15 protein-coding genes are annotated in these 12513 nt (G+C 63.6%); 12 read left to right on the forward strand and 3 right to left on the reverse strand.

Annotated elements, in window-relative coordinates; all coding sequences use genetic code 11:
• Positions 1-3: 3 nt before the first annotated feature.
• The 12 genes from GIW57_RS14435 (at position 4) to GIW57_RS14490 (ending at position 8304) form a co-directional block, all read left to right on the forward strand.
• Positions 4-501 carry an energy transducer TonB gene (locus GIW57_RS14435; RefSeq protein ID WP_236511735.1) on the forward strand — a complete coding sequence of 166 codons (498 nt, stop codon included), beginning with the start codon at positions 4-6 and terminating at the stop codon, positions 499-501.
• A 94-nt stretch (positions 502-595) separates the two neighbouring features.
• A complete protein-coding gene (exbB, locus tag GIW57_RS14440; RefSeq protein WP_025875552.1) occupies positions 596-1357 on the forward strand; it encodes a TonB-system energizer ExbB in 762 nt (253 codons plus the stop codon).
• A 56-nt stretch (positions 1358-1413) separates the two neighbouring features.
• Positions 1414-1839, forward strand: a complete 426-nt coding sequence (locus GIW57_RS14445; protein WP_012509603.1) for a biopolymer transporter ExbD — start codon at positions 1414-1416, stop codon at positions 1837-1839.
• Positions 1840-1842: 3 nt separating this feature from the next.
• Positions 1843-2256 carry a biopolymer transporter ExbD gene (locus GIW57_RS14450; protein WP_004132666.1) on the forward strand — a complete coding sequence of 138 codons (414 nt, stop codon included), beginning with the start codon at positions 1843-1845 and terminating at the stop codon, positions 2254-2256.
• Positions 2257-2483: 227 nt separating this feature from the next.
• Positions 2484-3944, forward strand: a complete 1461-nt coding sequence (gene cls, locus GIW57_RS14455) for a cardiolipin synthase (protein ID WP_100462706.1) — start codon at positions 2484-2486, stop codon at positions 3942-3944.
• A gap of 40 nt (positions 3945-3984) precedes the next feature.
• Positions 3985-4245: a hypothetical protein gene (locus GIW57_RS14460; protein ID WP_236511684.1), complete on the forward strand. Its 261-nt coding sequence runs from the start codon at positions 3985-3987 to the stop codon at positions 4243-4245.
• Positions 4246-4254: 9 nt separating this feature from the next.
• Positions 4255-4998, forward strand: a complete 744-nt coding sequence (locus tag GIW57_RS14465) for a pyridoxine 5'-phosphate synthase (protein ID WP_236511686.1) — start codon at positions 4255-4257, stop codon at positions 4996-4998.
• Positions 4999-5301: 303 nt separating this feature from the next.
• The gene (locus tag GIW57_RS14470) at positions 5302-6414 is read left to right on the forward strand and encodes a PA0069 family radical SAM protein (RefSeq protein WP_236511688.1); all 1113 of its coding nucleotides are present in this window, start codon (positions 5302-5304) and stop codon (positions 6412-6414) included.
• A gap of 139 nt (positions 6415-6553) precedes the next feature.
• Complete coding sequence (locus GIW57_RS14475) at positions 6554-7162, forward strand: hypothetical protein (RefSeq protein WP_236511690.1); 609 nt, start codon at positions 6554-6556, stop codon at positions 7160-7162.
• A 21-nt stretch (positions 7163-7183) separates the two neighbouring features.
• Positions 7184-7822 carry a hypothetical protein gene (locus tag GIW57_RS14480; protein WP_236511692.1) on the forward strand — a complete coding sequence of 213 codons (639 nt, stop codon included), beginning with the start codon at positions 7184-7186 and terminating at the stop codon, positions 7820-7822.
• Positions 7789-8112 (forward strand): hypothetical protein, encoded by a 324-nt coding sequence (locus GIW57_RS14485; RefSeq protein ID WP_236511694.1) that lies wholly within the window; start codon positions 7789-7791, stop codon positions 8110-8112. The genes GIW57_RS14480 and GIW57_RS14485 overlap by 34 nt, the downstream gene beginning before the upstream one ends.
• 9 nt (positions 8113-8121) lie before the next feature.
• Complete coding sequence (locus GIW57_RS14490; protein ID WP_236511696.1) at positions 8122-8304, forward strand: hypothetical protein; 183 nt, start codon at positions 8122-8124, stop codon at positions 8302-8304.
• 801 nt (positions 8305-9105) lie between these two features.
• Here GIW57_RS14490 and GIW57_RS14495 read toward each other — a convergent pair.
• The 3 genes from GIW57_RS14495 to GIW57_RS14505 form a co-directional block, all read right to left on the reverse strand.
• Positions 9106-9816: a 2OG-Fe(II) oxygenase gene (locus tag GIW57_RS14495; RefSeq protein ID WP_100461712.1), complete on the reverse strand. Its 711-nt coding sequence runs from the start codon at positions 9814-9816 to the stop codon at positions 9106-9108.
• Positions 9817-9924: 108 nt separating this feature from the next.
• Positions 9925-10941 (reverse strand): class 1 fructose-bisphosphatase, encoded by a 1017-nt coding sequence (locus GIW57_RS14500; protein ID WP_099819429.1) that lies wholly within the window; start codon positions 10939-10941, stop codon positions 9925-9927.
• Positions 10942-11217: 276 nt separating this feature from the next.
• Positions 11218-12420 (reverse strand): amino acid aminotransferase, encoded by a 1203-nt coding sequence (locus GIW57_RS14505; RefSeq protein ID WP_236511698.1) that lies wholly within the window; start codon positions 12418-12420, stop codon positions 11218-11220.
• Between the last annotated feature and the right edge of the window lie 93 nt (positions 12421-12513).

Below are 12513 nucleotides of genomic sequence, written 5' to 3' on the forward strand. Positions count from 1 at the left end.
GTCATGGTGCCCCTCGCCGCCGCCCCGCCGCCCCCCCCGCCCCCGCCCCCGCCGCCGCCGCCGCAGGACACCCCGCCGCCGCCGGTGAAGAATCTGTCGCCGCCGAAGCAGTCGCCCGTCCCGCCGCCGCCGCAGGCGCCGGTCGTCGACGTGCCGGAACCGCGCGCGAACGATATCGTCACCCCGCCGTCGCCGCCCTCGCCGCCGGCACCGCCGACCTCGATCGAGGCCAGCGTGGACATCTCGTCGAAGGCCATGAATCCGCCGCGCTATCCGCCGGCCGCCTTCCGCGCTGGTATCCAGGGCGAAGTGATCCTGATCATTGATGTCGATGCCCAGGGCAACGTCACCAATGTCACGGTGGAAAAGTCCAGCCGTAACCGCGATCTGGACCGTGCTGCGATGGAAGCTGCCCGCAAGTGGCGTTTCAACGCCGCCGAAGCTGGCGGTAAGAAGGCTGCTGGCCGCGTCCGCGTCCCGGTCAACTTTGCGCTGAACTGATGCGCCCGGGTGGCCGCCTGGCCACCCTCGCCTCCAGTTCGATTGTTTAGCTTAGCTACACCCTTTATCACCACACACAACAAAGGTAAGCGTCATGCTGCAGGAAATTTTCATCGCCGCTGCTGCCGGGGGCAATCCGTCCAACGCCCTGTCGCAGATGGGCTTCGAGCATCTGATCCACGAAATGACCACCAAGCCGGGTGATTTCGCGGTTTCCTGGGTCGTGCTGCTGACCCTGGTCGTCATGTCCGCCATGTCCTGGTACTGGACCGTCATCAACATCTTCCGTGCTACCCGCCTGAAGAGCGCCGCTGATCGCGTCGTCAGCCTGTTCTGGGATACCCCGAACGCGCAGGACGCCATCCGTGCAATGGAAGAGCAGCCGGCTTCGGAGCCGTTCTCGAAGATCGCTCTGGACGCTGCCCAGGCTGCTGCGCACCACCAGCGTGCTGAAGGCGGCGCCGTCGGCGGCGTGGGTGAGAACCTGAGCCGTTCGGAGTTCGTCGACCGCGCTCTGCGCCAGGCCGTGACCCGCGAAAGCAACAAGCTGCAGTCGGGCATGACCCTGCTGGCCACCGTCGGTGCAACCGCTCCGTTCGTCGGTCTGCTGGGTACCGTGTGGGGCATCTACGGCGCGCTGATCAAGATCGGTGCCACCGGCTCCGCTTCGATCGACGCCGTTGCCGGCCCGGTGGGTGAAGCACTGATCATGACCGCCATCGGTCTGTTCGTCGCGATCCCGGCCGTGTTCGCCTTCAACTTCTTCAGCAAGATCAACAGCGCGACCATCAGCAAGTTCGATACCTTCGCGCACGACCTGCACGACTTCTTCGCCACCGGTTCGCGCGTCCGCTAATTGCGACGCGCTGTACCCGCGAGAACGTAGTCACCAAGATCTAGACGGAGCCCGTTATGGCTTTCAGTAGTGGTAACAGCGGCGGCCCCATGGCCGACATCAACGTTACGCCCCTCGTGGACGTGATGCTGGTGCTGCTGATCATCTTCATCATCACGGCGCCGCTGATGTCCCACAAGGTCAAGGTGGATCTGCCGGAGGCCAACCTGGTCCAGAAGCCGGACGACACCAACGACCGCAAGGGCCCCATCACCCTGGCAGTCAAGGAAGACGGTTCGATCTACTGGAACGACGAAGAGATCAACAAGCAGACTCTCGAGTCGCGCTTGGCGACCGCCGCCCAGCAGACCCCGCAGCCGCCGTTGAACCTGCGTGGTGACCGCACCACCAAGATGCGTGTCATCAACGAGATGACCAAGATCGCGCAGGAACAGGGCATGCTGGACGTCGGCTTCGTGGCGACCAAAGAGAAGGGGCAATAAGCCATGGCATTCAGTAGTGGTGGTGGCAAAGGCCCCATGGCAGACATCAACGTCACGCCCCTCGTGGACGTGATGCTGGTGCTGCTGATCATCTTCATCGTCACCGCGCCGATCATGACGTACCCGATCGCCGTGGACCTGCCGCAGCGCGTGCTCAACCCACCGCCGCAGCTGGTCGAACCGCCGCCGCCGATCGAGTTGAAGATCGACGCCAGCAACCAGGTCTCGTGGAACAACAGCCCGATCAACGCAAGCGAACTGCAGCAGCGGATGGAGCAGGAGGTCCAGCGTGACCCGACCAACCAGCCGGAACTGCGGATCGATGCCAGCCCGGATTCGGAGTACGACGTGATGGCCAAGGTTCTGGCCGCCGCGAAGAATGCTCAGATGAAGAAGATCGGCTTCGTGCAGCAGTAAATCGCTACACCGCAATACATCAGTCATGACGCGACTGCAGACGCCCCTGGAAACAGGGGCGTCTTTTTTTGTGCGCGGTGGTGGTCTGCCGGCCCTACGTCGCCGCTGTTGGTAGGTGTCGACCTTGGTCGACACGTGGATCCACGCCATCCGTGGATGCGTCTTGCCGGGAACGCGTCCGGGAACAAATGCCGCTGACCGGTGCGCGTCCCCGCTATGATCGGCGAATGCTCGCCCTCTTCGATTCCGTGCGCCATTGGCTTGATGGCATCGCCCACCTGGGAACGATCCTGGCGGTGGCCTACCTGCTGTACCTGCTCGCCCTGACCGGCTGGATCATGCTGCAGAAACGCGAGCCGGTGGCCACGCTGAGCTGGATCCTGTCGCTGGCGCTGCTGCCCTACCTCGGCCTCTTCATCTACTACCTGCTGGGGCCGCAGAAGGTGAAGCGGCAACGACTGCGACGCGGTCGTGCGCGTTCGGGCATGGAGCACTACAGCGATGTCTGCCCGCCCGATGCCGACTGCACCGAGCTGGCCAAGATCGCGCAGGCGACGACGGGTCTGGCGCCAAGCACCGCCACCGAAGTGACCTGGCTGGTTGACGGTGCGGCCACCTACGCTGCATTGCTGGAAGCGGTGGCGCAGGCGAGTGACCACGTGCATCTGGAGTACTACATCTTCAATCCCGACCACGCCGGCACCGCGTTGCGGGATGCCTTGCAGGAACGGGCGAGCGCCGGTGTGCAGGTACGGCTGCTGCTGGACGCGGTGGGCTCCTCCGCCGTGCGCCAGCGCTTCCTGCAGCCGCTGCTGGATGCCGGCGCGGAAGTGGTCTGGTTCCATCCGCGGCAGCTGCTGAAGCCGTTCAAACGCCCCTGGTTGAACCTGCGCACGCACCGCAAGCTGGTGATCGTCGATGGTCGCCTGGCGTTCACCGGCGGCATCAACATCACCGACGACGAAGATGAAAGCCGCAACCCGAATGCCTATCGCGATCTGCACATGCGCCTGCGCGGGCACGTGGTGCGCAGCCTGCAGCTGGTGTTTGCCGAGGACTGGTTGTACGCCAGTGGCCAGGACCACTCGCGGTTCGACATCGCCCGGCTGTGGCCGAGCGACATGGCCCTGCGCGGCGACGGTGCGATCGACGCGCAGGTGCTGGTCTCCGGCCCGGATTCGGGATGGGAGACGATTCACAGACTGCATGTGGCCGCCATCCAGGAGGCACGTGAGCGGGTCTGGCTGGTGACCCCCTACTTCGTACCCGGCGAGGCGGCGCGGATGGCGCTGACGTCGGCGGCGCTCGGTGGCCTGGACGTGCGCCTGCTGGTGCCGAAGATGAGCGACTCCTGGTTCGTCACCCAGGCCGCACGCTCCTACTTCGACGAACTGCTGCATGCGGGAGTGAAGATCTACGAGTACGGTCCGCGCATGCTGCATACCAAGGCGTTCATCGCCGACGACGATGTCTGCATCGTCGGCAGCGCCAACTTCGATCACCGCAGCTTCCGCCTGAATTTCGAGCTGTCGATGATGATCAGCGACCGTGACCGGGTAGCGGAACTGTCTACGTTGCTGCAGTCCGAGTTCGAGCGCGCCACCCGCGTACACGACCAGGCAGGGCGCTCGCTGTGGCTGCATCGGTTGCCCGAGGCCTTCGCGCGATTGGCCTCGCCGCTGCTGTGAGGCAGCGCTACACTGCGGCGGTGGCCCGGGGAGACTGACAATGTACTGGCTGTACCTGCTGCTGGCGCTGGGCTGCTTCGCCTTTGCCCTGAAAACACCGAACATGGGGCTGATGTCACTGGCCCTGCTGGCCGCCCTCGCCTTCCTGCTGGCGTGGGTGCGCGGTCGCTATGTGGCACGCTTTGGCGACCTTCAGCGTGATCCGGCGACACTGGTGGACAGCGATGAACTGCGGCGTCTGCGCGAACAGGCCAAGGTGACTCAGGCCGACGGCAGCGACCCTCCCTCTTACTCCCCGTAGTCCCGTTCCATGACCCAGCTCAGCGTCAACGTCAACAAGATCGCCGTCCTGCGCAACTCGCGTGGCGGTGCCGAACCGGACGTGGTGCGTGCCGCCCAGGCCTGCCTGGATGCGGGCGCGCATGGCATCACCGTGCACCCGCGGCCGGACCGTCGCCACATCACCGCCGAGGACGTGCTGGCACTGTCGGCGCTGACCCGCGCGCGGGGTGTCGAATTCAACATCGAAGGCAACCCGTTCGCGCCGCCGCGCGAGGGCTACCCCGGGCTGCTGCCGCTGTGCGCGCAGACGCGTCCGGCGCAGGCCACGCTGGTTCCCGATGGCGATGGTCAGATCACCTCCGATCATGGTTTCGACTTCGAGCGCGACGCGCAGCGACTGCGCCCGCTGGTGGCCGAGCTGAAGGCGATGGGCTGCCGGGTGAGCCTGTTCGTGGATGCCGGCAACCCGCTGCTGGAACAGGCGGCCGAGGTCGGCGCCGACCGCATCGAGTTGTACACCGGTCCCTATGCCGAGGCCCATGCTGCTGGCGACGCGCGGGCAATGCTTGAACTGTTTGCCACCGCCGCACGCCGTGCACAGGCCGTCGGCCTGGGTGTGAATGCAGGACACGACCTGTCGCAGGACAACCTGCGTGAATTCCTGGCCGATGTGCCCGACGTGTTGGAGGTCTCGATCGGCCACGCCCTGATCGGCGAAGCCCTGTACGACGGCCTGGATGCCACGGTGAAGGGCTATCTGGCACTGCTGTAGCAGTGCATCTGACTTCCCCCTGCAGATTGAAGCCGGAGGACGTGCGGCAGGTCCCCATGTTCCGGCCTTGCATGCGCCCCTGCAGCCGATCTTCCCATCGCAGCTGTTGAGACACCCGTGGCCCATGCTGGCCGGCCGCGGCGATGGCGCGCGCCCGGTCGCAAGCCGCGCAACCCTGTGGACAAGTCTGGGGTCAACGTGCGGTCCCATACGCCTCCGCCCCTACAGCTACGTGAATCCTGGCCGCTTGCGCCGCCTGTGGTTAGCAATAATACTAATATCCCGTAACGGCCGGAGGGCAACATGCAGCACCCCCCTCGCAACGCCCAGGCCGCCATCAAGGGCCGGGGTTCCACGTCCCATCTTGCGGGGCGTTTTGAAAGCACCGTCAGCGAGGCGGTGGACGACGGCTGGGCAGTGGACGAAAGCGAGGAGTTCCTCGCCCCGCGCCTGCGCACCGAAGTACGCGCGGAGACCGCGCGCAGCATCATCAGCCGCAACACCTCGCCGGACGTCGGCTTCAGCCAATCGGTGAATCCGTATCGCGGCTGCGAGCACGGCTGCTCGTACTGCTTCGCGCGGCCCTCGCATGCCTATCTGAACCTGTCACCCGGGCTCGACTTCGAGACCAAGCTGTTCGCCAAGACCAACGCGCCCCAGCTGCTGCGCAAGGAACTGTCGAAACCGGGCTACGTGCCGCAACCGATCGCGCTGGGCATCAACACCGACGCGTATCAGCCGATCGAACGCAAGTTCAAGCTGACCCGTCAGCTGATCGAAGTGATGCTGGAGACGAAACATCCGTTCTCGCTGATCACCAAGAACGCGCTGGTTGAGCGCGACATCGATCTGCTCGCACCGCTGGCGGCGGAGAACCTGGTCAGCGTGCATTTTTCGGTGACATCGCTGGATCCGCACCTGTCGGCGAAACTGGAGCCGCGTGCCTCGGCGCCACATGCGCGCCTGCGTGCCATGAAGCGCCTGCACGAGGCCGGTATCCCGGTGGGTGTGATGGTGGCGCCGGTGATTCCATGGATCAACGACAGCGAACTGGAAGCCGTTCTGGAGGCTGCGCATGATGCCGGCGCCAGTACTGCGGGCTACGTGCTGCTGCGCTTGCCGCTGGAAGTGGCACCGTTGTTCCGCGATTGGCTCGATACCCATCATCCGGATCGTGCCGCGCATGTGATGAGCACCATCCAGCAGCTGCGTGGCGGCAAGGATTACGACAGCCAGTTCGGCACGCGCATGCGTGGCCAGGGCGTCTATGCGGAACTGTTGAACAACCGCTTCAAGCTGGCGCGCAAGCGCCTGGGCTTCAACGCGCAGAACAGCCACTGGCCGAAGCTGGATTGCAGCCGGTTCGAGAAGCCGTTGCCGCCGCGCAAGGATTCGCCGCAGGGAAGTCTGTTCTAGAACGCTGGACCGCTGCCTGACTTACCGGCAACAATCTGCGCTTGGCCGGATGGCCTGCAAACCATGGAAGGGTGCAGATGGATTACCTACGATCGGCGAGGGTGCGGTTCCGTCTGTTGGGCGATGAATCGATTCGTGCATGAAGCGCCTACATGCCTTCAGCCGTGGTGCGTTTCTGTTTGCCTGCGGCGCCGATGCAGAGGCCGCCCGTGCGTTTGTGGTTGAAGACGCTGCCATGCATGACCTCGCCTGCCTGACGGTCGAGCCACGCCAGCGACTCTTTGCCTGTCACCAGATCGTTACCGGCAACAACCGTGTGATCGGGGTTCGACGATTCCGGTCTTCGTGGTGGACCGACCGTTCCACCTTCAGCAAGCTCACGGTCCAGCTCCCTGCTGACGCGAAGGCAGGAGACCGATTCGCCGCCGCAGGTGATCGCGTACGGATGTTCCATAGCAGTGGATCCAGTGCATTCGCCGGAAAGACCGGCTGCTACGGAGTTCCGGTCGCAGGGCAGATCACCGTGATTTCCACCGGAGATTCCGGCATCGAGATCCAGATTGACGCATCGTTCCGCTCCACAAGCCCACTGGAATGGCGCGATGAATGTGATGCACCGACCCAGCTATCAGAGCGCCTGAAAGCCTCGCCCCTGCAGATGCAGGACCTTGATGCATGGACGGGAGCACATGATCCCGACGCATCCCCTTTTGATCAGGCACATCCTGCCAGTTGCTCGCGTGACTGAATTCGAATCAGCGGTGTCTACATGATGAAACGCCTGTGCTGCCTTCCGGCCAGCGCTCTCCTTCTCTCCCTTGTGACCCTGCAGGTGCAGGCTCGCGCCATTCACGAATGCATCGCCGTTCCGCAGGCATCGATTGCCACTGATATGCCAGCCGGTCTGGACGAGTTCGAGCAACATCTGTGGACGGCAAATACAGGTCAGGTGGTGAGCAAGGGCACGGGCACGCTCCTTCTGCTGCGCCTCTTCTCGGAGTCGCCGGGCGTGATCGATTCCCAGCAGTTCACCAAGATCACCGGCAGCCTGAAGGGATACACGCCTTCGTCCGAAGGGATGCCGGAGGTAGTGGATGCGCACTTGACCAGTGGCGGCGCAGGCTTCGCACACAAGGGAGACTACTGGCTGTCCCATTCTGCGGATGTTGAACTACACCAGCCGCACAAGGGCGATGGTCGGATCGAAGTCAAAGTGACGGCTGTCGGATGGAACAGCTATCGAAAAGAAGACCGTTCCTTCTATCTCCAGTTCACCTGCCAACTCAAGGAAATCCCCGTCGAGAAGCTCAGTGCCTGGCAAGGCGGCGGCGGTAATCTTTTGGTCCCACCCGATAGCCGGGTGGAACAGAATGCGTGCAACCACTTCTGCAACGACTGGCAATGCTGAAAATAGAAATTGATTCCCTGAGGGTCTACTCACGACTGGATGAGGATGCGTTCTCCTCCAGTTTGAGTGAAACATCAGGCGTGGTGTCCGTTGAGGGGTTTCTCAGAAAGATCAACGTCTCTGTTGATCCGTCGGCTGTGGATGAGGACAGTATGAGAGAGCCCATTTCCCTGTTCCAACGCTATGGAATTGACATGCGCCAGCTGCGGGAACTGGAGATGACAGAATTCAGGACATGGATGAGGAACAGATCTGCCTATTGGTTCAAGTCGATGTATCCGGATCAATGAGGGCATGAAATGAAGATCATCTACTGGCTTGGTATCGCGTTCTTGTGGATGCTCCCATTGAACGTCCTGCTGCTGACCGTCGGCAAGCTGATATCTGGCGAAGCGCTTGGAGAAGAAGAGCTTGTTGGCCTGGGTATCGCAGTGTTCGGTGCAGCAGCGGGCGGGATTCTCTATCATCGCCGTCCTCGGTAGCGTCGAGCTTGCTCGACTTCGCTGCAGGAAGCTTTTGTAGGTGGCACGGAAAGCCCGAAACTGCGCATGCGCGCGAAACATCCGTATTCTGTGGTAGTGCTGCAGTGGCAAGAGCGCAGAGAGGAACCTCCGGTAGTGCGTGCAAGAAGATCATGATGCCGCAGATGGCGGGATAGAGAGCGTAGGCGGCCAGTCGTCGAGCACTGGTCCATGCATTGCACACGGGGGAATGATGAAGATTGTACTTTGGGCACCTGTAGTCATATTTGCCCTGTTGTCATTGAGAGCAATGGTTTTTGTCGTCTATCAACGGGTAAGTGGGTCCCCCTTCGGGGAAGAGGAAATCATTGTCGCTGGGATCGGATTGGTCTGCGGCTGGATCGCCTGGGTAATGCACAAGACCTTGATCAGACCATGGAGAAAGCAGTGACCCTGGTTCTGAGCCCGTGGTTTGGGGGCGAGCCCTGTCGGCACCGACCGGAACGAGGACGTCAGTTTCGGTCACACCGACCATCTTAGTTGGCCTGACCATGCGACCAACCTCGACAGCCCCGCGGGCTGGAAGGCCCACTGCAAGATGCGCGAGTTCAGCTATGAATTGAATGCCATCCGGAGGCCGCTGGGTCAGCTGGGCGCATCGGAAGGCGTGCCAGCATCTGGGGATTCTCTTATCAGCGAGGGCAGCCCGGGTAGTGGTCTGCCTTAGGAGATAGCACCACTGCTCGCACCACAGCACAGGATCTCGGGGGCCAGCTCCATGATCCGGACAAGGTGCTGGGAACCTCGAGTGACCAGTTTGTATCACCCTCCCCCAAACAACTTCTGCGCACTCTGGAACAGGATCCAGCTGGTGGCGATGAACTTGTCGCCGCCCTGCGGGCGGTTGCCACGATGGGTGTGGGTGAACGCCGTCGGCGCAATCAACAGGCTGCCGGTGCGCGGTGCGATCTTCCGGCCCTGGAACAGGAACTCGGTTTCGCCTTCGTCGAAGTCGTCGTTGAGGTACAGCGTCCACAGCACATGCCGATGCAGGGTCTCGGCCTGCGCGTCCTTCGGGTACAGCTCGCAGTGCCAGTACGGGTAACCGCCCTCGCCCGCTGCGTACCACTGCAGGTTGATTGCGCCCGGGCGCAGGCAGGTGCGCGCCAGATCCGCGAGCTGCTCCGGCGCCATGTCGGGAAAATCCTCGGCCGACAGACGTCGCGGCTGGCCGTCGCTGTCCTGGATCTGCAACATCAGCGGCGCGATCAATGCCTGTGGATAACGGCGTAGATAAGTCTGCAGGCCGGCAAAAACCGCCTGTTGCAGCTGCTGGTCCACATCCTGCCAGCCATCCACGCCGCTGATCCGCAGATCCTTGCTGTGCTTGAGTTCCGGGAACACGCCGCTGCCCACTGCACCGGGTTTCAGGCCCTGACTTGCACGCATGCGGGCGACGATCGCTGCGCACACGTCGCTGGGGACGGCGTTGTGGATGACCTCGATGAAATCGACAGGGCCCGGCTCGTGCATGCGTGCATTCCTTCGACGGCAAGGGCTTGATGGTGCCGCTTGCAGCCGCTGCTGTCACCCTGCGGTCATGTCATCAATCTGCCATGACCGCTGTAGGGATGGCCGCTGTCAGACGCTCTTCGCGTCATGCTCCTGGTGATAACGCACGGCCTCGGCGACCTCTTCGCGCGAACCGAGGAACACCGGCACACGCTGGTGCAGCTGGTCGGGTTGCAGGTCGGTGATGCGCTCGCGACCGGTCCAGGCTGCACCGCCCGCCTGTTCCACCAGCAGCCCCATCGGGTTGGCTTCGTACATCAGGCGCAGCTTGCCGGCCTTGCCCGGTTCCTTCTTGTCCCACGGATAGATGAAGATGCCGCCGCGGGTCAGGATGCGATGCACGTCGGCGACCATGCTGGCGATCCAGCGCATGTTGAAGTTCTTGCCGCGCGGGCCTTCCTTGCCGGCCAGCAGATCTTCCACATAGGCCTGCATCGGCGCTTCCCAGTGGCGCTGGTTGGACATGTTGATGGCGAACTCCTGGGTGGCCGCCGGGATCTGCATGTTCTCGGTGGTCAGCAGGAACTCGCCGGTTTCGCGGTCGAGGGTGAAGGCGTGGGTACCGTGGCCGACGGTCAGCACCAGCTGCGTGCTGGGCCCGTAGATGCAGTAGCCGGCGGCAATCTGCTTGCTGCCCGGCTGCAGGAAGGCGTCATCGCCAGGCAGTTCGACGTTGGTCGGGCAACGCAGCACCGAGAAGATGGTGCCGACGGAGACGTTGACGTCGATGTTGGAGCTGCCATCGAGGGGATCGAACAGCAGCAGGAAATCGCCGCGCGGGTAGATGTCCGGCACGGGCTGGCTGTGGTCCATCTCCTCCGATGCGCAGGCAGCGAGGTGACCGCCCCAGGCGTTGGCTTCCAGCAGGATCTCGTTGCTGATGACATCGAGCTTCTTCTGCGCTTCGCCCTGCACGTTGCCGGTGCCGGCCTCGCCGAGCACGCCACCGAGGGCGCCCTTGCTGACGGCGATGGAGATGCTGGTGCAGGCGCGGGCGACGACCGCGATCAGCTGGCGCAGGTCGGCGTTGATGCGGCCGGCGTGCTGCTGCTGGATCAGGAAGCGGGTCAACGAGGTACGGGACATGGGCGGGCAGGTCTCGGCAACGGGGAAACGCCTATTGTCGCTGGTCTGACTTGCGCGTGGGTGAGCGGGGAAGGCGTAATCGTTTCCAGATGCGTTGCGCTGCAGAAGCGGGGCGCTCTGCTTCTGTAGAGCCGAGCCCGCGCTCGGCTGCTCTTCGTCCGTCACGCCGCGCAAGCCGAGCGCAGGCTCGGCTCTACAGCAACCCTTGGCGAAACCAGGACCCAAAAACAAAGGCGCCTTGCGGCGCCTTTGTTTTCAAACCACTGGAGTGGTGCTTCAGCCCTTGGCGACGGTGGCCACGGCCTTGGCGACGTATTCCAGGTTGTTCTGGTTCAGCGCGGCCACGCAGATGCGGCCGGTGCCGACGGCGTAGATGCCGAAATCGTCGCGCAGGCGCTCGACCTGTTCGCGGCTCAGGCCGGAGTACGAGAACATGCCGGCCTGCTCGTTGATGAAACCGAACTGCGGGGCACCGGCGGCGGCCAGCTTCTCGACCAGGCCCTGGCGCAGGGCGTGGATGCGCTCGCGCATCTCGGTCAGTTCCTGCTCCCACATCGCACGCAGTTCCGGGTTGGTCAGCACGCCGGCAACCAGTGCAGCACCGTGGGTGGACGGGCTGGAGTAGATCGTGCGGATCACGCGCTTGACCTGCGACTGCACGGCCTTGGCGTCAGCGGCGGTCGGCGCCACCATCGACAGCGCACCCACGCGCTCGCCATACAGCGAGAACGACTTGGAGTACGAGTTGGCGACGATGAAGCTGTCGATGCCGGCCTCGGCGATGATGCGGACGGCGGCGCCGTCCTGCTCGATGCCCTTGTCGAAGCCCTGGTAGGCCATGTCGATGAAGGGGAACAGCTGGCGGTCCTTCAGCAGCTGCGCGACCTGCTTCCACTGGCTGACGGTGAGGTCGGCGCCGGTGGGGTTGTGGCAGCAGGCGTGCAGCAGCACCACGGTGCCCGCTTCCAGCTTGCCGAGGTCGGCCAGCAGGCCGTCGAAGTTGACGCCGTGGGTGGTCGGGTCGAAGTAGGTGTAATCGACCACCTCGAAACCCGCGGCGCTGAACACGGCGCGGTGGTTTTCCCAGCTCGGGTTGCTCAGCGCGACGGTGGCGTGCGGCAGCAGCTTTTTCAGCACGTCGGCGCCGACGCGCAGCGCACCGCTGCCACCGACGGTCTGTGCGGTGGTGACGCGGCCGGCGGCCAGCAGCGGCGAATCCTTGCCGAACACCAGTTCACGGGTAGCCTGGGTGTATGCCGGCAGGCCATCGATCGGCAGGTAGCCGCGCGGTTTGGCTTCGTTGGCGAGCTGCTGCTCGATCTGCTTGACGGCGCGCAGCAGCGGAATGCGGCCGCTCTCGTCGTAGTAGATGCCCACACCCAGGTTGACCTTGGTCGGGCGGCTGTCGGCGTTGTACGCCTCGGTCAGGCCCAGGATCGGGTCGCCTGGGACCAGTTCCACGTTTGCAAAGAAGGACACGGCGGTACTCGTTCGGTAGACGGAAAGGGGGAGGAATTGCGCCACGCGGCTTGCGGCTTTTCGGCCGGAAACAGCCCATCGTAACAAAGCCTG

This window comes from Stenotrophomonas sp. PA-6-5C (assembly GCF_021605635.1).
Classification (GTDB): domain Bacteria; phylum Pseudomonadota; class Gammaproteobacteria; order Xanthomonadales; family Xanthomonadaceae; genus Stenotrophomonas; species Stenotrophomonas lactitubi.

Bases quoted from the DNA above. Each gene is read 5' to 3' on its own strand.
- GIW57_RS14435 (WP_236511735.1), top strand. From the start codon at position 4: ATGGTGCCCCTCGCCGCCGCCCCGCCGCCCCCCCCGCCCCCGCCCCCG.
- exbB (WP_025875552.1), top strand. From the start codon at position 596: ATGCTGCAGGAAATTTTCATCGCCGCTGCTGCCGGGGGCAATCCGTCC.
- GIW57_RS14445 (WP_012509603.1), top strand. From the start codon at position 1,414: ATGGCTTTCAGTAGTGGTAACAGCGGCGGCCCCATGGCCGACATCAAC.
- GIW57_RS14450 (WP_004132666.1), top strand. From the start codon at position 1,843: ATGGCATTCAGTAGTGGTGGTGGCAAAGGCCCCATGGCAGACATCAAC.
- cls (WP_100462706.1), top strand. From the start codon at position 2,484: ATGCTCGCCCTCTTCGATTCCGTGCGCCATTGGCTTGATGGCATCGCC.
- GIW57_RS14460 (WP_236511684.1), top strand. From the start codon at position 3,985: ATGTACTGGCTGTACCTGCTGCTGGCGCTGGGCTGCTTCGCCTTTGCC.
- GIW57_RS14465 (WP_236511686.1), top strand. From the start codon at position 4,255: ATGACCCAGCTCAGCGTCAACGTCAACAAGATCGCCGTCCTGCGCAAC.
- GIW57_RS14470 (WP_236511688.1), top strand. From the start codon at position 5,302: ATGCAGCACCCCCCTCGCAACGCCCAGGCCGCCATCAAGGGCCGGGGT.
- GIW57_RS14475 (WP_236511690.1), top strand. From the start codon at position 6,554: ATGAAGCGCCTACATGCCTTCAGCCGTGGTGCGTTTCTGTTTGCCTGC.
- GIW57_RS14480 (WP_236511692.1), top strand. From the start codon at position 7,184: ATGATGAAACGCCTGTGCTGCCTTCCGGCCAGCGCTCTCCTTCTCTCC.
- GIW57_RS14490 (WP_236511696.1), top strand. From the start codon at position 8,122: ATGAAGATCATCTACTGGCTTGGTATCGCGTTCTTGTGGATGCTCCCA.
- GIW57_RS14495 (WP_100461712.1), bottom strand. From the start codon at position 9,816: ATGCACGAGCCGGGCCCTGTCGATTTCATCGAGGTCATCCACAACGCC.
- GIW57_RS14500 (WP_099819429.1), bottom strand. From the start codon at position 10,941: ATGTCCCGTACCTCGTTGACCCGCTTCCTGATCCAGCAGCAGCACGCC.